Annotated in this window: 18 protein-coding genes; 12 read left to right on the forward strand and 6 right to left on the reverse strand. The window is 61.8% G+C overall.

Annotated elements, in window-relative coordinates:
• Window positions 1-24 precede the first annotated feature (24 nt).
• Window positions 25-1,062, reverse strand: a complete 1,038-nt coding sequence (gene mreB, locus ALTER154_RS18090; RefSeq protein ID WP_090255536.1) for a rod shape-determining protein MreB — start codon at window positions 1,060-1,062, stop codon at window positions 25-27.
• Window positions 1,063-1,328: 266 nt separating this feature from the next.
• Here mreB and gatC point away from each other — a divergent pair, with 266 nt between their 5' ends.
• The 6 genes from gatC to pcaC all read left to right on the forward strand — a co-directional run bounded on the left by gatC (window position 1,329) and on the right by pcaC (window position 6,565).
• Window positions 1,329-1,616, forward strand: a complete 288-nt coding sequence (gatC, locus tag ALTER154_RS18095; protein WP_160089142.1) for an Asp-tRNA(Asn)/Glu-tRNA(Gln) amidotransferase subunit GatC — start codon at window positions 1,329-1,331, stop codon at window positions 1,614-1,616.
• Between the two features lie 15 nt (window positions 1,617-1,631).
• On the forward strand, window positions 1,632-3,083 hold the full coding sequence (gene gatA / locus ALTER154_RS18100; RefSeq protein WP_160089144.1) for an Asp-tRNA(Asn)/Glu-tRNA(Gln) amidotransferase subunit GatA: 1,452 nt from the start codon (window positions 1,632-1,634) through the stop codon (window positions 3,081-3,083).
• A gap of 11 nt (window positions 3,084-3,094) precedes the next feature.
• Window positions 3,095-4,543, forward strand: a complete 1,449-nt coding sequence (gatB, locus tag ALTER154_RS18105; RefSeq protein ID WP_160089146.1) for an Asp-tRNA(Asn)/Glu-tRNA(Gln) amidotransferase subunit GatB — start codon at window positions 3,095-3,097, stop codon at window positions 4,541-4,543.
• A 71-nt stretch (window positions 4,544-4,614) separates the two neighbouring features.
• Entirely contained in the window at window positions 4,615-4,986 is a 372-nt protein-coding gene (locus tag ALTER154_RS18110; RefSeq protein WP_160089148.1) for a septal ring lytic transglycosylase RlpA family protein, read from the forward strand.
• A gap of 100 nt (window positions 4,987-5,086) precedes the next feature.
• The gene (locus tag ALTER154_RS18115; RefSeq protein WP_160089150.1) at window positions 5,087-6,184 is read left to right on the forward strand and encodes a calcium/sodium antiporter; all 1,098 of its coding nucleotides are present in this window, start codon (window positions 5,087-5,089) and stop codon (window positions 6,182-6,184) included.
• Between the two features lie 3 nt (window positions 6,185-6,187).
• Window positions 6,188-6,565 carry a 4-carboxymuconolactone decarboxylase gene (gene pcaC, locus ALTER154_RS18120; RefSeq protein WP_090255548.1) on the forward strand — a complete coding sequence of 126 codons (378 nt, stop codon included), beginning with the start codon at window positions 6,188-6,190 and terminating at the stop codon, window positions 6,563-6,565.
• A gap of 55 nt (window positions 6,566-6,620) precedes the next feature.
• On the opposite strand, the gene ALTER154_RS18125 is transcribed toward pcaC, so the two are convergent.
• The 3 genes from ALTER154_RS18125 to ALTER154_RS18135 all read right to left on the reverse strand — a co-directional run bounded on the left by ALTER154_RS18125 (window position 6,621) and on the right by ALTER154_RS18135 (window position 9,556).
• Window positions 6,621-7,562, reverse strand: coding sequence for an AEC family transporter (locus ALTER154_RS18125; RefSeq protein ID WP_160089152.1), 942 nt, complete (start codon window positions 7,560-7,562; stop codon window positions 6,621-6,623).
• A 166-nt stretch (window positions 7,563-7,728) separates the two neighbouring features.
• Window positions 7,729-8,289, reverse strand: coding sequence for a response regulator transcription factor (locus tag ALTER154_RS18130; protein ID WP_160089154.1), 561 nt, complete (start codon window positions 8,287-8,289; stop codon window positions 7,729-7,731).
• Window positions 8,290-8,302: 13 nt separating this feature from the next.
• Entirely contained in the window at window positions 8,303-9,556 is a 1,254-nt protein-coding gene (locus tag ALTER154_RS18135) for an ATP-binding protein (RefSeq protein WP_160089156.1), read from the reverse strand.
• Between the two features lie 258 nt (window positions 9,557-9,814).
• Here ALTER154_RS18135 and ALTER154_RS18140 point away from each other — a divergent pair, with 258 nt between their 5' ends.
• From ALTER154_RS18140 to ALTER154_RS18165, 6 genes are all read left to right on the forward strand, one after another.
• Window positions 9,815-10,528 (forward strand): SIMPL domain-containing protein, encoded by a 714-nt coding sequence (locus tag ALTER154_RS18140; protein WP_160089158.1) that lies wholly within the window; start codon window positions 9,815-9,817, stop codon window positions 10,526-10,528.
• A gap of 223 nt (window positions 10,529-10,751) precedes the next feature.
• The gene (locus tag ALTER154_RS18145; RefSeq protein WP_160089160.1) at window positions 10,752-12,350 is read left to right on the forward strand and encodes an ABC transporter substrate-binding protein; all 1,599 of its coding nucleotides are present in this window, start codon (window positions 10,752-10,754) and stop codon (window positions 12,348-12,350) included.
• Between the two features lie 285 nt (window positions 12,351-12,635).
• On the forward strand, window positions 12,636-13,646 hold the full coding sequence (locus ALTER154_RS18150) for an ABC transporter permease subunit (protein WP_160089162.1): 1,011 nt from the start codon (window positions 12,636-12,638) through the stop codon (window positions 13,644-13,646).
• Between the two features lie 152 nt (window positions 13,647-13,798).
• The gene (locus ALTER154_RS18155; RefSeq protein WP_160089164.1) at window positions 13,799-14,710 is read left to right on the forward strand and encodes an ABC transporter permease subunit; all 912 of its coding nucleotides are present in this window, start codon (window positions 13,799-13,801) and stop codon (window positions 14,708-14,710) included.
• Window positions 14,711-14,720: 10 nt separating this feature from the next.
• The gene (locus ALTER154_RS18160; protein ID WP_160089166.1) at window positions 14,721-15,695 is read left to right on the forward strand and encodes an ABC transporter ATP-binding protein; all 975 of its coding nucleotides are present in this window, start codon (window positions 14,721-14,723) and stop codon (window positions 15,693-15,695) included.
• Window positions 15,695-16,666, forward strand: coding sequence for a peptide ABC transporter ATP-binding protein (locus ALTER154_RS18165; protein ID WP_160089168.1), 972 nt, complete (start codon window positions 15,695-15,697; stop codon window positions 16,664-16,666). Before ALTER154_RS18160 ends, ALTER154_RS18165 begins: the two co-directional genes overlap by 1 nt.
• A gap of 27 nt (window positions 16,667-16,693) precedes the next feature.
• Here ALTER154_RS18165 and ALTER154_RS18170 read toward each other — a convergent pair whose 3' ends face one another.
• Both ALTER154_RS18170 and ALTER154_RS18175 read right to left on the reverse strand, forming a co-directional pair.
• Window positions 16,694-17,470 (reverse strand): YdcF family protein, encoded by a 777-nt coding sequence (locus tag ALTER154_RS18170; RefSeq protein WP_160089170.1) that lies wholly within the window; start codon window positions 17,468-17,470, stop codon window positions 16,694-16,696.
• A 26-nt stretch (window positions 17,471-17,496) separates the two neighbouring features.
• Window positions 17,497-17,940 (reverse strand): hypothetical protein, encoded by a 444-nt coding sequence (locus ALTER154_RS18175; protein ID WP_160089172.1) that lies wholly within the window; start codon window positions 17,938-17,940, stop codon window positions 17,497-17,499.
• Window positions 17,941-18,049: the final 109 nt, after the last annotated feature.

Consider the following 18,049-nt stretch of genomic DNA (forward strand, 5'->3'; position numbering starts at 1 on the left):
GCTCAAGACGTGGAGCGGTCGCGCTTATTCCGAGGACAGCAAGTCCATGGTGTGGCGATCCATCATCTCCAGTGCCTTGCCGCCACCGCGTGCAACGCAAGTCAGCGGGTCTTCAGCGACGATAACCGGCAGGCCGGTTTCCTGCGACAGCAGCTTGTCCAGATCACGTAACAGCGCGCCACCACCGGTCAACACCAGGCCACGCTCGGCAATGTCGGACGCCAGCTCTGGCGGCGATTGCTCCAGCGCGCTTTTCACCGCCTGGACGATAGTCGCCAGGGACTCCTGCAGCGCTTCGAGCACTTCGTTGGAGTTCAGAGTGAAGCTGCGCGGTACGCCTTCAGCCAGGTTACGGCCGCGCACGTCAACTTCACGCAGCTCACCACCGGCATATGCGGTGCCGATTTCCTGCTTGATGCGTTCAGCGGTGGATTCACCGATCAGCGAACCGTAATTACGGCGCACGTAAGTGATGATCGCTTCGTCGAAGCGGTCGCCGCCGACACGTACGGATTCAGCGTAAACCACGCCATTGAGCGAGATCAGGGCGATTTCAGTGGTACCACCGCCGATGTCGACGACCATCGAACCGCGGGCTTCTTCTACCGGCAAGCCGGCGCCGATAGCAGCAGCCATTGGCTCTTCGATCAGGAACACTTCACGAGCACCGGCACCGAGGGCCGATTCGCGAATGGCGCGGCGTTCCACTTGGGTGGATTTGCACGGCACGCAGATCAACACGCGCGGCGACGGCTGCAGGAAGCTGTTTTCGTGAACTTTGTTGATGAAGTACTGCAGCATCTTCTCGCAGACGCTGAAGTCAGCGATCACGCCGTCTTTCATCGGACGAATGGCGGCAATATTGCCGGGGGTACGGCCAAGCATGCGCTTGGCTTCGGTTCCGACCGCCACAACGCTCTTCTGGTTACCGTGGGTACGGATGGCGACCACGGACGGCTCGTTCAGCACAATGCCGCGTTCGCGAACATAAATCAGGGTATTGGCAGTGCCCAGGTCAATCGACAGATCGCTGGAAAACATGCCACGCAGTTTTTTGAACATGGGATAGGGACCCTAGGCAACGCGTGGGTAAAGGCGAAGCGCGGTAAAGGCGCTGCTAAAAAGTGCGGCAAACTCTAACAACGGCAGGGATTTTGAGCAAGGCACCAATATGTTAGATTGCCGGTTTTTCAGGGTTTTAAGGCCCATCATCGCGACCTTTGACCACCACCTATCACTACCTGTTCCCTGCGCACCTGTGCATGGCGACCCGTTCACATTTCCAAAGGCGGCCAGCAAATGCGCTGCTTCATATAGGGAGAAACCTGATGGCGCTTGAACGCTCCGACGTGGAGAAAATCGCTCATCTGGCCCGACTGGGCCTGAATGAAGCCGATATCCCGGGTACCACCGAGACCCTTAATAACATTCTTGGCCTGATTGATCAGATGCAAGCGGTCAATACTGACGGCATCGAACCACTGGCTCACCCACTGGAAGCCACTCAGCGCCTACGCGCCGACCAGGTCACCGAACGCAACCAGCGCGAGGCCTATCAGGCCATCGCACCCGCCGTGGAAAACGGCCTGTACCTGGTTCCGAAAGTCATCGAGTAAGGGATAAGCCAAGTCATGCATCAATTTACCCTGGCCGAGATCGCCCGCGGACTCGCCGACAAACAGTTTTCGTCTGAAGAGCTGACCCGCAGCCTGTTGGCGCGCATCGCCCAACTCGACCCGCAGCTCAACAGCTTTATCACCGTCACCGAGGAGCTGGCCCTGAGCCAAGCCACCGCAGCTGACGCCCGCCGCGCCAACGGCGAGAACGGCGCCCTGCTCGGCGCACCGATCGGTCACAAGGACCTGTTCTGCACGCAAGACGTGCTGACCAGCTGCGCATCGAAAATCCTCACCGGTTTCAAGGCCCCCTATAACGCAACCGTGGTCGAGAAGCTCGCCAGCGCCGGTACCGTGACCCTGGGCAAGCTGAACATGGACGAATTCGCCATGGGCTCGGCCAACGAATCCAGCCATTACGGCGCGGTGAAAAACCCTTGGGACCTGACCCGCGTACCGGGCGGCTCTTCCGGCGGCTCGGCTGCCGCTGTCGCCGCGCGCCTGCTGCCTGCAGCGACCGGCACCGACACCGGCGGCTCAATCCGTCAGCCGGCGGCGCTGACCAACCTCACCGGGATCAAGCCGACCTACGGCCGTGTGTCGCGCTGGGGCATGATTGCCTATGCGTCCAGCCTCGACCAGGGCGGCCCACTGGCCCGCACGGCTGAAGACTGCGCACTGATGCTGCAAGCCATGGCCGGTTTTGATGCCAAGGACTCGACCTGCGTCGATCAGCCGGTTGATGACTACCTGGCCGCACTCAGCCAGCCACTGAATGGCCTGCGCATCGGTCTACCGAAGGAATACTTCGGCACAGGCCTGGATGCGCGCATCGGCGAAAAGGTGATGGCGGTGGTCGAAGAGCTAAAGAAGCTCGGCGCAACCATTAAAGAAATCAGCTTGCCGAACATGCAGCACGCGATACCCGCCTACTACGTAATCGCCCCGGCCGAGGCCAGCAGCAACCTCTCGCGCTTTGACGGCGTGCGCTTCGGCTACCGCTGCGAAAACCCGGTGAATCTGGAAGACCTGTACAAGCGCTCGCGCGGCGAAGGCTTCGGTGCGGAAGTAAAACGCCGCATTATGGTCGGCACCTACGCGCTGTCCGCCGGTTACTACGACGCTTACTACCTGAAGGCGCAGAAGATCCGCCGCCTGATCAAGAATGATTTTGTCGCCGCCTTCAATGACGTCGACGTGATCCTCGGCCCTACCACGCCAAACCTGGCCTGGAAGCTCGGCGAGAAGAACAACGATCCGGTCGCCGCCTACCTGGAAGACATCTACACCATCACCGCCAACCTCGCCGGCATCCCCGGCCTGTCGATGCCTGCCGGCTTCGTCGATGGTTTGCCGGTCGGTGTGCAACTGCTCGCCCCTTACTTCCAGGAAGGCCGCCTGCTCAACGTCGCCCATCAGTACCAACAGGTCACTGACTGGCACACACAAGCTCCGGCTGGATTCTGAGGACGACTGACATGCAATGGGAAACCGTAATCGGGCTGGAAATTCACGCTCAGCTCAGCACCCAATCGAAGATTTTTTCCGCCAGCGCCATCGCCTTCGGCGCCGAGCCCAACACCCAGGCCAGCCTGATTGACCTCGGCATGCCTGGCACCCTGCCGGCACTGAACGCCGAAGCCGTGCGCATGGCCTGCAAATTCGGCCTGGCGATTGATGCCGAAATCGCCCCGCACAACATCTTTGCGCGCAAGAACTACTTCTACCCAGACCTACCCAAGGGCTACCAGACCAGCCAGATGGACCACCCCATCGTTGGCAAGGGCTTCCTCGACATCACCCTGGAAGACGGCACCCAGAAGCGCATCGGCATCACCCGCGCGCACCTGGAAGAAGACGCCGGCAAGAGCCTGCACGAAGACTTCCACGGCATGAGCGGCATCGACCTCAACCGTGCCGGCACGCCGTTGCTGGAAATCGTCTCCGAGCCGGACATCCGCTCAGCCAAGGAAGCCGTGGCCTACGTCAAGGCAATCCATGCGCTGGTGCGCTACCTCGGCATCTGCGACGGCAACATGGCCGAAGGCTCGCTGCGCTGTGACTGCAACGTCTCGGTGCGCCCGGTTGGCCAGGCCGAGTTCGGCACCCGCGCCGAGATCAAGAACGTCAACTCGTTCCGCTTTATCGAAAAAGCCATCAACCATGAAGTGCAGCGCCAAATCGAACTGATCGAAGACGGCGGCAAAGTGGTGCAGGAAACTCGCCTGTACGACCCAAACAAGGACCAAACGCGCTCCATGCGCAGCAAGGAAGAAGCCAACGACTACCGTTACTTCCCCTGCCCCGACCTGCTGCCGGTGGTGATTGAGCAGAGCTTCCTCGACGAAGTGCGCGCCACTCTGCCTGAGCTGCCGGTCGAGAAGCGCGCACGTTTCGAGCGCGAGTTCGGACTGTCCGTCTACGATGCCGACGTATTGGCCGCCAGCCGCGAACTGGCCAACTACTTCGAAGCCGTCAACACCGTGTGCAGCGACGCCAAACTAGCCGCCAACTGGGTGATGGGCGAGCTGTCCAGCCTGCTCAACAAGGACAACCTGGAAATCGACCAGTCGCCGGTTTCCGCCGAGCAGCTGGGCGGGATGATCCTGCGCATCAAGGACAACACCATCAGCGGCAAGATCGCTAAGATGGTCTTCGAGGCCCTGGCCGCCGGTGAAGGTGCAAGCGCTGACGAAGTGATCGAGAAGAAAGGCCTCAAGCAGGTCACCGACTCTGGCGCCATCGAAGCCATGCTGGACGAAGTACTGGCCGCCAACGCTGAACAGGTTGAACAGTACAGGGCTGCGGATGAAGCCAAGCGCGGCAAGATGTTCGGCTTCTTCGTCGGCCAGGCCATGAAAGCCTCGAAGGGCAAGGCCAACCCCGGCCAGGTGAACGAGCTGTTGAAGAAAAAGCTCGAAGCTTGAGCCTTGCAGCACGACACAACGCCGGGTCTACCCGGCGTTGTTTTGTCCGCCCTCCACATTCAGGGGACGCTATGCGCCTGTTATTGATTGCCATCACCAGCTTGCTGCTCAGCGCCTGCGCCAGCCAGGGCCAGGTCGACCCGCAGGGTTACCGCGCCGAGGGCCAGGCGTCCTTTTACGGCGCACGGCACCACGATAACAAGACCGCCAGCGGCGAACGCTTTGACCAGAATGCACTGACCGCAGCACACCGCACCCTGCCGTTTGGTAGCCGCGTGCAGGTGACCAATCTGCGCAATGACAAGACAGTGGTGGTACGCATCAACGACCGCGGCCCCTACGCCAAGAAGCGTATCATCGACCTCTCGCAAAAAGCCGCCGAACAGCTGGATATGCTGCGCGACGGCGTAGTGCCGGTGCGCGTGGAACAACTGGCCGACTGAACACAGCTGTTTACAAAGAAGCCATGGACAGCCCGGCCTAGCCTCTGGCGTAACGCAAGCCGATGATTAAACTAGCGCCACTTTTATGGAGCCCCTTGCAATGACCCTGATGACCTTTGTTTATCTGATTGCCGGCCTGGTGCTGCTGGTGGCCGGTGCAGAAGTGCTGGTCCGCGGCGCAGCCAAATTGGCGGCGCAATTCGGCATTCCGCCGCTGATCATCGGCCTCACTGTGGTCGCATTTGGCACCAGCGCACCGGAAACCGCCGTCAGCGTGCAAGCCGCCCTGAATGGCAGTGGCGACCTGGCGATTGGCAACGTGATTGGCAGCAATATCGCCAACGTCCTGCTGATTCTTGGCCTGACCGCGGTGGTTGCACCGCTGATCGTCTCGCGCCAGCTGATCCGCCTGGACGTACCGATCATGATCGGTGCCAGCCTGGTGGTTTACGCCCTGGCCTGGGACGGCAGCCTCAGCCGCCTCGACGGCGCCCTGCTGTTTGCCGGCGTTCTGGCCTATACCGGCTTCCTGATTATCAGCTCGCGCCGCGACAAGAGCAGCAATGAGGATGACGAGTTTGCCAAGGAGTTCGGCCTCAATGAGCCGGCCAAACCCTACGCCTGGGTAATTAATCTGGGCCTGATCATTGCTGGCCTGGTGCTGCTGGTCACAGGCTCCAACTTTCTGGTCGAGAGCGCCGTCACCATGGCCCGCGCCCTGGGCATCTCGGAACTGGTGATCGGCCTGACCGTAGTCGCCATCGGCACCTCGTTGCCGGAACTGGCCACCTCGATCATGGCGGCCATCAAGGGCGAGCGCGATATCGCCGTGGGCAACATCGTCGGCAGCAACATCTTCAACCTGCTCTGCGTGCTCGGCCTGGCCTCGATGGTATCGCCGCAGGCGATCAACGTCGCAGCCAACGCCCTGGCCTTCGACTTCCCAGTAATGATCGCCGTGGCCGTGGCCTGCCTGCCGATTTTCTTCGCCGGCTACCGCATCAACCGTTGGGAAGGCCTGCTGTTCCTCGCCTACTACGTGGCCTATACGGTCTACCTGGTGCTGTCGTCGACTGGCAAGCCGTTCGCCGAGGTCTTCGGCGACGCCATGCTCGGTTACGCCCTGCCGCTGACCGCCGTGACCCTGGTGATCATTGCCGGCCGCGCCTGGCACAAGCAGCAGGGCCAGGAGGTTTAACCGATGAGCGATACCCATGAGCAGGGCCTAAAAGTCCGCCGCGAAGTGATGGGCGATGCGTTTGTCGACCGCGCCCTGGGTAACGCCACAGACTTTACCCAGCCGCTGCAGGACTTCGTTAACGAACACGCCTGGGGCGGTGTATGGACCCGCGAAGGGCTGGATCGCAAGACCCGCAGCCTGATCACGCTGTCGGCGCTAACTGCACTGAAATGCCCGCAGGAGCTTAAGGGCCACGTGCGCGGTGCGCTTAACAATGGCTGCACGGTCGAGGAAATCCGCGAAACCCTGCTGCACTGTGCGGTGTATGCCGGCGTACCGGCCGCCATCGATGCCTTTCGTGCGGCCCAGGAAGTGATCGACGACTTCCAGCAAGCCTGATCGCAGCACAACAAAAAGCCGGGCATTGCCCGGCTTTTTTATGCCTGCGGGATGGCTAAATCCAGCCGCCCCACTGCAGCACAAACAGCCCGAGGTTGGTGGTCACCACCGTGGCCAGGGTTGTCAGCACGATGATCGCCGCCGCCAGCTGATGATTGCCGCCCACTGCCTTGGCCATAACGAAACTAGCTGCGGCGGTTGGGCTGGCAAAGTACAGAAAGAGAATCGCCAGATCGGCATCACGAAAACCCCACAGCCAGGCGCCCAGGGTTGCAACCAGTGGCAGCCAGAGCACCTTCATCAAGCTTGAACTGATCGCCATGCCACTGCTCTCGCGCAGTGATTCCAGGGTCAGGGTGCCACCAATGCAGATCAGCGCCAGCGGCAGGCTCATCTGCGCAAAATATTCCCCGGAAGTCAGCAACCAGGCCGGTAGCGAAATTTGCCAGGCGGCAAAGGGAATGGCTGCCAGCACGCCGATGATAAGCGGATTGCTGAGGATATTCTTGGTCAGACTCCAGACATCGGTCTTGGCCTCTGGGCTGTAGATCGCCAGCACAATCGCCGACAGGGTGTTGTAGCTGAGGATGACTACTCCGCCGAGCACCGCACCGACCGACAGGCCGTAATCACCGTACATGCTGGTGGCCAGCGCCAGACCGATAATGCCGTTGTTGCCGCGAAACGCACCCTGGGTGTAGATGCCACGATCAGCCTCCGGGCAACGCAGGATCGCCCAGCCCCAGGCGAGCAGAAAGCAGCCCAGGGTCGCCAGCACAAAATACACCAGCAAGGCCGGCTGCAAGGCGGTGCGCAGATCCGCCTGGACGATGCCGAGAAACAGCAGGGTGGGCAGCGTGCCGCGAAACACCAGCGCCGACGCGGTGTTGATAAAGGCCGCATCAATCAGCCCCAGACGTTTGAGTGCCACGCCGAGAAACAGCATGGAGAACACCGGAGCAGTGACACTGATGGTTTGCTGAACGACGGCGAGCATGACAGCCCCTGACCACTTAGATAGGGGGCTAATGATAGCAAGGCTGCCTGACAGAAAGCTTTCAGCAGCCTTTCATGCGGGAAAAAACGCTGGGTGCGTTTTTTAACGTCGCACAGCGACAGCCCGCAGGGTGGCCGCCACGGATGGCAGGCCATTGAAATAACCCTTAGCGGCGTACCGGGCGTTTCTGCAGCTTACGCTGCAAGGTCCGTCGATGCATGCCCAAGGCGCGGGCCGTGGCGGAGATATTGCCTTCATGCTCGCTGAGCACGCGCTGGATGTGCTCCCACTGCAGGCGATCCACTGACATCGGATTTTCCGGCACCAGGCTATCCAGGTCGGCATGCTGGGTCAGCAGCGCGGCCAGCACATCGTCGGCATCGGCCGGTTTGCACAGGTAGTTGCAGGCGCCACGCTTGATCGCCTCCACCGCTGTGGCAATGCTCGAATAGCCAGTGAGGATCACCACGCGCATTTCGGCGTCCAGCTCCAGCAGCTTGGGCAGCAGCACCAGACCGGAATCACCTTCCATCTTCAGGTCAACCACGGCGTAGTCCGGCAGGTCCTGCTCGGCCAGGGCAAGGCCCTCCTCAGCAGAGCTCGCAGTGGACACACGCAAGCCACGTCGGCTCATGGCCCGCGCCATGACGCGGGTAAAAGTCGGGTCATCGTCAACCAGCAACAGGTGCGGTTGCTCGTCGCCTTCGAACAGAATTTCGTCACTCATACTCAATGCTTCCTCAGGCTCGGCCATAGGCGCGCGGCAGTTTCAGCTCAGTGAGCGTGCCGCCTTCTTCATGGTTATACAGTTTAACCGTGCCGCCGGCACGGGTGACGCTGGCCTGACTGAGGAACAGGCCCAGACCAAACCCCTTGCCCTTGGTGGTGAAAAATGGCCGCCCCAGCTGCTCGGCAATCGCCAGCGGCACACCGGCACCAAAGTCACGAATGCTCAAGCGCAGCCACTGGTGATCCCAATCCAGGCGAATATCCAGCTTGTCCGGACAGGCGTCGGCGGCGTTGTTCAGCAGGTTGAGCAACGCCTGGGTCAGATCGGCCGGCGGCATCATTTTTGGAGGGGTACCACGGCCCAGGCATTGATAGCGATAACTGGCTTCAGGGCGCATCAGGTGCCAGCGATTGAGCGTGGTTTCCAGCCATTCGACTGACGACAGCTCGATCACTGCCTGACGGCGATCCGCTTCGGCGGCACGCACCAGGTGCTGAAGGGTTTCTTTGCACAGTTTGACCTGCTCCTGCAGCACGGCCAGGTCTTCCTGCAGGGTCGGTTCCTGATGCTCGCGGCGCAGTTCCTTGATCAGCACGCTCATGGTCGCCAGCGGCGTGCCCAATTCGTGCGCCGCACCCGCCGCCTGGGTTGCCACGGCGAGCAGTTGCTGGTCACGCAAGCCTTCTTCCCGGCGCTCGGCGCGCAGCTCTTCCTGACGGCGCAGCTCTTCGGCCATCTTCGCCACGAAGAAGGTGATCAGCCCCGCGGCAAGGGCAAAGCTCAACCACATGCCATAGATCAGCAGGCTTTCACGCGGGCCGGACGGCAGGTCCAGCGGGTGCGACCAGACCAGCAGAAAGGTGTAACCGCCCAGCGCCAGCCCCGAGAGAGTAATGGTGTAGAGCCAGGGCAAGGTCGCTGCGGCAATCGTCAGCGGCACCAAGTAATAGGAAACAAACGGGTTGGTCGAACCACCCGAGTAATACAGCAACAGGCTGTGGATGATCAGGTCGCAGCCCAGTTGCACCGCGTACTCCTGCTCAGTCACCGGCCAGGGGCCGCGCAAACGCAACGCGGTCAGCAGACACAGCACCAGGGAGATGCCGAGGGTGACGCTGAGCTCCAGCCAGGGCAGCGGCAGCGCCCCCGACTTGTACGCCAGCCCCACAGAACCGGCTTGCGCGGCCAGCACCAGAATGCGGATCAGGGTCAGGCGCCAGAGGTTTTGCCGGCTCGCCGACAGTAGCTGCACAGGTGCGAGCATAGAATCTCCAAGATGCTCATTTAGCGAGCCGCAGGAGTATAACCAAGCCTCTCTACGCCTCACTGCGGCAACACGCCGCAGCACGCACCCTGTAGAGCAAAAGAGCACGCAGCCACGCTTATTCGCAACCAGTAGAAGCGCAAGGAATAACTGGCCGTAAAAATGTGGAACCGGATTTAACCCGTTCAGTCTGATAGCTACGTCTACCCTCTGGAAAGCCGCGCATACCCCATGCGCCCATCACACAAAGGAATCGTCATGCTGCCATTGTCCCGCCTCGCCACCGCCCTGCTGCTGAGCGCCACCACACTGATGAGCGCCACAGCCATGGCCGAAGAAGCGCGCTACAACCAGGTCGCTCTGCGCGCCGAGGTCAATAAGGAAATCGCCCACGACCTGATGCACGTCACCCTCTACAGCGAAGCCCAGGACAGCGACCCAGCCGCCCTCGCCGCGCAGATCAGCAAAACCCTGAATGCCAGCATCGCCCAGGCGCGCAAGGTCAAAGGCGTCAGCGTTACCTCCGGCAGCCGTAACAGCTACCCGGTTTACGATGACAAGGGCCAGAAAATCACCGCCTGGCGCGAGCGCGCCGAGCTGCGCCTGGAGAGCGCCGATTTCAGCGCGCTGTCCAAGCTCACCGGGGAAATGCTGCAAACCCTGAAGATGGGCGGGATGAACTTCAGCATCGCCTCGGACACCCGTAAAACCCACGAAGATGCGCTGCTCAAGGACGCCGTGGCAGCCTTCAAGGCCCGCGCGCAACTGGCCACCGAAGCCCTCGGCGGCAGCGGTTACAAGCTGGTCAGCTTGAGCCTGAATACCGGTGGCTTCCAGCCACCCATGCCGATGCGCATGGAGGCCATGAAAGGCGCGGCGATGATGGATGCGGCGGTGACGCCGGAGATCGAAGCCGGCACCAGCCAGGTCAACATCAACGCCGACGGTGTGATCGAAGTGCAGATGCCATAAAAACTGCTACAAACAGAAGCAGCGCCGTTATCCGACGATAGCGGCGCTTTGCCATGTTTTTCTCGCACTTTTATAGATATGCGACACCAACATACTGTTGCATCGTCATTCCTGTTCTCTCTGCGACATGTCACTTGCCTACGGCATACGCCCTGCATAGTTTCTCCCAAGGTCTCCACAAGAGGCCCCTCAGGATCACAACCACAATAACCATGAGGTCACTATGCGTAAGAACGCCGTCATCCAGGCTTTACTCGCCGCTGGGCTGATCGCCAGCACGCCACTTGCCAGCGCCGCCGGCAACCTGGTGTTCTGCTCCGAAGGCAGCCCCGCCGGGTTCGACCCTGGCCTGTACACCACCGGCACCGATTTCGATGCTGCAGCGGAAACCGTGTTCAACCGCCTGAGCCAGTTCGAGCGTGGCGGCACTGCAGTCATCCCCGGCCTGGCCGAGAAGTGGGATATCAGCGAAGACGGTCTGAGCTACACCTTTCACCTGCGTCCAAACGTGAAATTCCACACCACCGAATACTTCAAGCCGAGCCGCGACTTCAACGCAGACGACGTGCTGTTCACCTTCCAGCGCATGCTCGACAAGGACCACCCGTTCCGCAAAGCCTACCCGTCGGAGTTCCCCTACTTCACCGACATGGGCATGGACGCGAACATCGCCAAGATCGAAAAACTCGACGACATGACCGTCAAGTTCAGCCTCAACGAAGTCGACGCCGCCTTTATCCAGAACCTGGCGATGAGTTTTGCCTCGATCCAGTCCGCCGAATACGCCGACAGCCTGCTCAAGGCCGGCAAGGCTGCCGACATCAATCAGAAGCCCATTGGCACTGGCCCATTCGTGTTCAGCCGCTACCAGAAGGATGCGGTGATCCGCTTCAAGGGCAACAAGGAATACTGGCAGCCGGATGAGGTGAAGATCGACAACCTGATTTTCGCCATCAACACCGACGCTTCGGTGCGTATGCAGAAGCTCAAGGCCGGCGAATGCCAGGTCACCCTGTTCCCGCGCCCGGCGGATCTGGACGCGCTGAAAAAAGACCCGAACCTGGACATGCCCGAGCAGGCCGGCTTCAACGTCGGCTATATCGCCTACAACGTGACCCACCCGCCGTTCGACAAACTCGAAGTGCGCCAGGCGCTGGACATGGCGGTGAACAAGCAGGGCATCATCGACGCGGTGTACCAAAGCGCCGGCCAGCTGGCGGTCAACGGCATGCCGCCAACCCAATGGTCGTATGACGACAGCATCAAGGACCCCGCCTACGACCCGGAAAAAGCCAAGGAGCTGCTCAAGGCCGCCGGCGTCAAGGAAGGCACCGAGATCACCCTGTGGGCAATGCCCGTGCAGCGCCCTTACAACCCCAACGCCAAACTGATGGCTGAAATGCTGCAAAGCGACTGGGCCAAGGTGGGCATCAAGGCCAAGATCGTCAGCTACGAATGGGGTGAATACCTCAAGCGTGCCAAGGCCGGCGAACACGACGCCATGCTGATCGGCTGGAGCGGCGACAACGGTGACCCGGACAACTGGCTGGGCACCCTGTACGGCTGCGACGCAGTGGACGGCAACAACTTCTCCAAGTGGTGCCATGCCGACTACGACAAGCTGGTGAAAGCGGCCAAGCGCGTGACCGATACTGCAGAACGCACCGAGCTGTACAAGCAGGCTCAGGTGATTCTCAAGCGTGAAGTGCCGATCACCCCGATCGCCCACTCCACGGTCTACCAGCCGATGAGCAAGAAGGTCGTGGACTTCAAGATCAGCCCGTTCGCGCTGAACTCGTTCTACGGCGTCGGCGTCAAGTAACAGCGGTTCTCGACCAAGCTGGCGAGCGGCTTACCCCGCCATTCGCCAGCCGGACAACGGCGGCCTACCCGGCTGCCGTTTGCTGGTTCCGTATAACCCGAGGATTACGCTGATGACTGGACCGAGCTGGCCCGACCTAACTACCAGGCACTCTGCTGCCTGCTGCACCCCGCCTGCCACATGCGCGCTCGACCGGCACCTGGCTGCCGAGCCACTCGCCGCACTACAACAGCGTCTGGCCATGCAGCCCGATGCACGCTCACCTTTTTTGGAGCACTGACCCGCATGCTGTCCTTTATTGCCCGACGCCTGCTATTGCTGATCCCCACTTTTTTCGGCGTCACCCTGTTGACCTTCGCGCTGATCCGTATGATCCCCGGCGACCCGGTGGAAGTGATGATGGGCGAACGCCGCGTCGACCCGGTGATGCATGCCGAGGCCATGGAGCGCCTGGGCCTGAACAAGCCGCTCTATGCCCAGTATTTCGACTATATCGGCCAGCTGGCCCAAGGCGACCTGGGGCAATCGCTGCGTACCCGGGAAAGCGTGTGGAGCGAATTTCTCACCTTGTTTCCCGCCACCGTCGAACTGGCGCTGGCCGCCCTGCTGTTCGCCGGCGCCCTTGGGCTGATCGCAGGTGTGATTGCCGCCCTCAAGCGCGGCTCGCTGTTCGACCATGGGGTAATGGGCATCTCGCTGGCCGGCTACTCGATGCCGATTTTCTGGTGGGGCCTGCTGCTGATCATGTTCTTCTCGGTATGGCTGGGCTGGACGCCAGTGTCCGGGCGCATCGACCTGCTCTACGACATCCCGCCGGTCACCGGTTTTATGCTGATCGACACCTTGCTCAGCAGCGAAGAGGGCGCCTTTGTCGATGCCCTGCGCCATCTGATCCTGCCGGCCATCGTGCTGGGCACCATTCCACTCGCGGTGATAGCCCGCATGACTCGCTCGGCAATGCTCGAAGTGCTGCGCGAGGACTATGTACGCACCGCCCGCGCCAAGGGCCTGTCGCCGGCCCGCGTGGTGTTTGTGCATGGCCTGCGCAATGCACTGATTCCGGTGCTCACGGTATTCGGCCTGCAGGTCGGCGCGCTGCTGGCGGGCGCGGTACTGACCGAAACCATCTTCTCCTGGCCGGGCATCGGCAAATGGCTGATCGAGTCGATCGGCGCGCGTGACTACCCGGTGGTGCAGAACGGCATTTTGCTGATCGCCTGCCTGGTGATCCTGGTCAACTTCGTGGTGGACATCCTCTACGGATTGGCTAACCCACGCATTCGCCATCAGCGCTAAGAACCTACCCATGGCCTGCTGCGCGTCGGCGATACGGCGTCAAAACCAGCTTCGGAATGCTCATGTGCAGCAGCACACTCCGCTTCCTCAGCCGCTTTTTCCTTGTCTCGCGCTAGCTCGCGAGGCCATGCACAGGTTCTACGGAGCCCACTATGACAACTGAAACCCTAAGCACCACACTCGATCAATCGCTGCTCTACCCTTCGCCGCTCAAGGAATTCTGGCAGGCCTTTGCCCACAACAAGGGCGCAGTCGCCGGGCTGGCGTTTATGATCCTGCTGGTGATCTGCGCGCTGTTTGCGCCGTGGATCGCCCCGCATGACCCCAGCGAGCAATACCGCGAATTTCTACTCACCCCGCCGGCCTGGCTGGAAGGTGGCCAGCTGCAATTTCTGCTCGGCACCGATGAAGTGGGCCGCGACCTGCTGTCGCGGTTGATTCATGGCGCGCGGCTGTCGCTGCTGATCGGTCTGGCCTCGGTGCTGATGTCGTTGATTCCCGGCATCCTCCTGGGCCTGGTCGCAGGCTTCTTTCCGCGCCTGCTCGGCCCGTCGATCATGCGCCTGATGGACATCATGCTGGCCCTGCCCTCGCTGCTGCTGGCGGTAGCCATCGTCGCCATCCTCGGCCCAGGCCTGATCAACACCATCTTCGCCATCGCCATCGTCTCGTTGCCGTCCTATGTGCGCCTGACCCGCGCAGCGGTGATGGGCGAGCTGAACCGCGATTACGTCACCGCCGCACGCCTGGCCGGTGCCAGCCTGCCGCGACTGATGTTTATCACCGTGCTGCCCAACTGCATGGCACCGCTGATCGTACAGGCCACCCTGAGTTTTTCCTCGGCGATTCTCGATGCCGCTGCCCTGGGTTTTCTCGGCCTCGGCGTACAACCGCCGACGCCTGAGTGGGGCACCATGCTGGCCTCAGCGCGCGACTATATCGAGCGCGCCTGGTGGGTGGTCAGCCTGCCGGGCCTGACCATTCTGCTCAGCGTGCTGGCGATCAATCTGATGGGCGACGGGCTGCGCGATGCACTCGACCCGAAACTCAAGAATGCGCAGTGAGGAACCCTGCATGAGCCTGTTGGATATCAAAAACCTCAGCGTGCGCTTCGGCGACGCTACGGCCATCCCGGTGGTCGACGGCCTGGACCTGTGTGTAGAAAAGGGCGAAGTGCTGGCGATTGTTGGCGAATCCGGCTCAGGCAAATCGGTGACCATGATGGCGCTGATGGGCCTGATCGACGCCCCCGGCGTCGTCACCGCCGACAGCCTGCAGTTCGACGGCACCGACATGCTGCGCCTCAAGGGCCGCCAGCGTCGGCATATCGTCGGCAAAGACCTGTCGATGGTCTTTCAGGACCCGATGACCGCACTCAACCCCAGCTTTACCGTGGGTTTCCAGATTGAGGAAGTGCTGCGCCAGCACATGAATCTCAAAGGCCAGACCGCCCGCCAACGCGCGCTGCAACTGCTCGACCGGGTGGAAATCCCCGCAGCCGCCAGCCGCCTGAATGCCTACCCGCACCAGCTGTCCGGCGGCATGAGCCAGCGGGTGGCGATTGCCATGGCAATTGCCGCCGAGCCAAAACTGCTGATCGCCGACGAACCGACCACGGCGCTGGATGTGACCATTCAGGCGCAGATCATGGACCTGCTGGTCGGCCTGCAACGCGAACAGAACATGGGCCTGGTGCTGATCACCCATGACCTGGCCGTGGTCGCCGAAACCGCGCAACGGGTCTGCGTGATGTATGCCGGGCAAGCAGTGGAGATCGGCAGCGTGCCGCAGCTGTTCACCGCGCCCAGCCACCCCTACACCGAGGCGCTGCTCAAGGCGATTCCCGAACACAGCCAGGGCCAGCGCCGCCTGACCACCCTGCCCGGCATCGTCCCGGGCCGCTACGACCGGCCGGTGGGCTGCCTGCTATCGCCGCGCTGCCCGTACGCCCAGGCCCATTGCCGTGAACAACGGCCGACTCTGGATGCCCATGAACGTGGCGCGGCGCGCTGCTTCTACCCGCTCAACCTGACTGCGGAGGTGGCCTGATGAGCGCCGTCCTGACTGCTCGCGACCTCACCCGTCACTACGAAATCTCCCGCGGCCTATTTCAGCCCAATGCCCAGGTGCAGGCGCTGAATGGCGTGTCCTTTGAATTACAGGCGGGCAAGACCCTGGCGGTGGTCGGCGAGTCCGGCTGCGGCAAATCCACCCTGGCCCGCGCCCTGACCCTGATCGAGGAACCCAGCTCCGGCTCACTGCAGATCGCCGGGCAGGAAGTGACAGGGGCCAACAAGGCGCAGCGCAAACAGCTGCGCCGTGACGTGCAGATGGTCTTTCAGAACCCCTACGCCTCGCTCAATCCAAGGCAAAAGGTCGGCGACCAGCTCGGCGAACCACTATTGATCAACACTCAGCTGTCGCGGCTGGAACGGCGCGAGCGGGTGCAGGCGATGATGCAGCAGGTAGGCCTGCGCCCCGAGCATTACCAGCGCTACCCGCATATGTTCTCCGGCGGCCAGCGCCAGCGCATCGCCCTGGCCCGGGCGATGATGCTGCAACCCAAGGTGCTGGTAGCGGATGAGCCGACCTCGGCGCTGGACGTATCCATCCAGGCTCAGGTGCTCAACCTGTTTATGGACCTGCAGGAGCAGTTCAACACCGGCCACGTATTTATCTCGCACAACCTCTCGGTGGTGCGCCACGTGGCCGACGATGTGCTGGTGATGTACCTCGGCCGCCCGGTGGAAATGGGCCCCAGCGAGCTGATCTACAACCGTCCGCTGCACCCTTACACCCAGGCGCTGCTGTCGGCGACGCCGACTATTCATCCTGACCCGAGCAAACCGAAGATCAAGATCAGCGGCGAGCTGCCCAACCCGCTGTCGCCCCCCAGCGGCTGCGCCTTCCATCAACGCTGCCCGCATGCCAGCGAACGCTGCCAGGTTGAACAGCCGGCACTGCGCCTGCTGGATGCACGGCAGGTGGCTTGCCACCATGCCGAACAGATCAATAGCTAAAGGATGTGAGCCCCGGCCAGCAGGGGCTTATTCCTGCGCCGAGCCCCGGTAGAACAACCGATAACCCAGCAGTCCGACTACTTCATTTAGCAGCAAACCGTTCTGCCAAACCGCCTTGCTTTCCGGCAACCAGCCACTAGCAGGCCGGCCATTGGGCGTACCGAGAAAGCCCATCGGCGCGCTGATCACCTGCAAACCCGCCTGCTCAAAACTCCAGCGTGACCTGGGCATATGCCAGGCCTGAGTCACCAGCACCACGCGGGTAATCCCCGCCTGCTTCAGCAGTTCAGCGCTGTGGGTCGCATTCTCCCAGGTCGTGCGGCTCACGCCTTCCTGCCACCGCACCGGCACGTCGTAATCACGGGCCAATACGTCAGCCATCAAGGCCGCTTCACTAGGCGGTGCGCCAAAGTGCAACCCGCCACTGGTCAGCAACGGCAAACCCGAGGCATTGGCCAGACGAGCCGCGAAACGCACCCGTTCCAATGCCAACAGACTGGGCTGATCCGAACCCCAGCCGGGATCAGCCAGCTCACGCCCGCCACCCAGAACCACAATCACATCGGCCTGCCGAGCTAAATCAGCCCATTGCCGCTCATTTAATGCCGGCTCGGTTTCCAGTACCCGCGCCGAATACTCGACCACCACCGGCAGGCTAAACAGCCACATACCGCCCAGCCCGACAACCAAGCAGCCCGCCGCCAAGCGCGGAAAACGCCGACGCAGCCACCAGGCGGCCAGCAGCAAAAGCAGGAACAGGCCTGGAGGAAGGAAGAACTGTTTGAGGATGTAGCGAATCGGCATTGGGCACCTCCATGGGTGCGCGCAGCCTACCGATGATTGCTCGCCCGAAACAACTGCGAGCCGCAGGCCTTGCAGGCCTGTACGCCATTGCCGGACTGCCAGCCCGCCAGGGTGCCGCACAGGGCGCAGCACAGCTGTAGACGGCGTTTAAGCAGAGGCTTGATCTTGCCGGGCAGCGCGGCGGTGGGTTTGTGGCCGGACCGGCCAATCTTGCGTGAGCTTGGTAGTTGCTCAATCTGCGCCATTTCCTGCGCTGCGGCATGCCAGCCGCGCAGCCAGTCCAGGTCGCGATTCAGATAAGCGCGAATCAGCTCCATTTCCGCCGCCGTAAGCCCGCGCAGTTCAAGCTCCAGCGGCGGTTGTGCAGACAGCGCACTCAGGCTATCCGCCTCATCCAATGCCATGGCAAGGCGTTGCAGCAGCCGCTCATAGAGCCCGCCACCCGCTGCACCACGCCGAAACTCCGCCATCTTTCACCTCGCCCAGAGCAGGCTGCTGCTCCCTATAGCAAGCTTAGCGTTCGCGCTTTAACCGGCAGTACCTCGCGACAAACGGCGCGGCCGGTCAGGCGCAACAGAC

The organism is Pseudomonas sp. 9AZ, assembly GCF_902506525.1.
Classification (GTDB): domain Bacteria; phylum Pseudomonadota; class Gammaproteobacteria; order Pseudomonadales; family Pseudomonadaceae; genus Aquipseudomonas; species Aquipseudomonas peli.

Excerpts from the sequence above, each read along its gene's own strand:
- mreB (WP_090255536.1), bottom strand. The coding sequence starts at position 1,062 with ATGTTCAAAAAACTGCGTGGCATGTTTTCCAGCGATCTGTCGATTGAC.
- gatC (WP_160089142.1), top strand. The coding sequence starts at position 1,329 with ATGGCGCTTGAACGCTCCGACGTGGAGAAAATCGCTCATCTGGCCCGA.
- gatA (WP_160089144.1), top strand. The coding sequence starts at position 1,632 with ATGCATCAATTTACCCTGGCCGAGATCGCCCGCGGACTCGCCGACAAA.
- gatB (WP_160089146.1), top strand. The coding sequence starts at position 3,095 with ATGCAATGGGAAACCGTAATCGGGCTGGAAATTCACGCTCAGCTCAGC.
- ALTER154_RS18110 (WP_160089148.1), top strand. The coding sequence starts at position 4,615 with ATGCGCCTGTTATTGATTGCCATCACCAGCTTGCTGCTCAGCGCCTGC.
- ALTER154_RS18115 (WP_160089150.1), top strand. The coding sequence starts at position 5,087 with ATGACCCTGATGACCTTTGTTTATCTGATTGCCGGCCTGGTGCTGCTG.
- pcaC (WP_090255548.1), top strand. The coding sequence starts at position 6,188 with ATGAGCGATACCCATGAGCAGGGCCTAAAAGTCCGCCGCGAAGTGATG.
- ALTER154_RS18125 (WP_160089152.1), bottom strand. The coding sequence starts at position 7,562 with ATGCTCGCCGTCGTTCAGCAAACCATCAGTGTCACTGCTCCGGTGTTC.
- ALTER154_RS18130 (WP_160089154.1), bottom strand. The coding sequence starts at position 8,289 with ATGAGTGACGAAATTCTGTTCGAAGGCGACGAGCAACCGCACCTGTTG.
- ALTER154_RS18135 (WP_160089156.1), bottom strand. The coding sequence starts at position 9,556 with ATGCTCGCACCTGTGCAGCTACTGTCGGCGAGCCGGCAAAACCTCTGG.
- ALTER154_RS18140 (WP_160089158.1), top strand. The coding sequence starts at position 9,815 with ATGCTGCCATTGTCCCGCCTCGCCACCGCCCTGCTGCTGAGCGCCACC.
- ALTER154_RS18145 (WP_160089160.1), top strand. The coding sequence starts at position 10,752 with ATGCGTAAGAACGCCGTCATCCAGGCTTTACTCGCCGCTGGGCTGATC.
- ALTER154_RS18150 (WP_160089162.1), top strand. The coding sequence starts at position 12,636 with ATGCTGTCCTTTATTGCCCGACGCCTGCTATTGCTGATCCCCACTTTT.
- ALTER154_RS18155 (WP_160089164.1), top strand. The coding sequence starts at position 13,799 with ATGACAACTGAAACCCTAAGCACCACACTCGATCAATCGCTGCTCTAC.
- ALTER154_RS18160 (WP_160089166.1), top strand. The coding sequence starts at position 14,721 with ATGAGCCTGTTGGATATCAAAAACCTCAGCGTGCGCTTCGGCGACGCT.
- ALTER154_RS18165 (WP_160089168.1), top strand. The coding sequence starts at position 15,695 with ATGAGCGCCGTCCTGACTGCTCGCGACCTCACCCGTCACTACGAAATC.
- ALTER154_RS18170 (WP_160089170.1), bottom strand. The coding sequence starts at position 17,470 with ATGCCGATTCGCTACATCCTCAAACAGTTCTTCCTTCCTCCAGGCCTG.
- ALTER154_RS18175 (WP_160089172.1), bottom strand. The coding sequence starts at position 17,940 with ATGGCGGAGTTTCGGCGTGGTGCAGCGGGTGGCGGGCTCTATGAGCGG.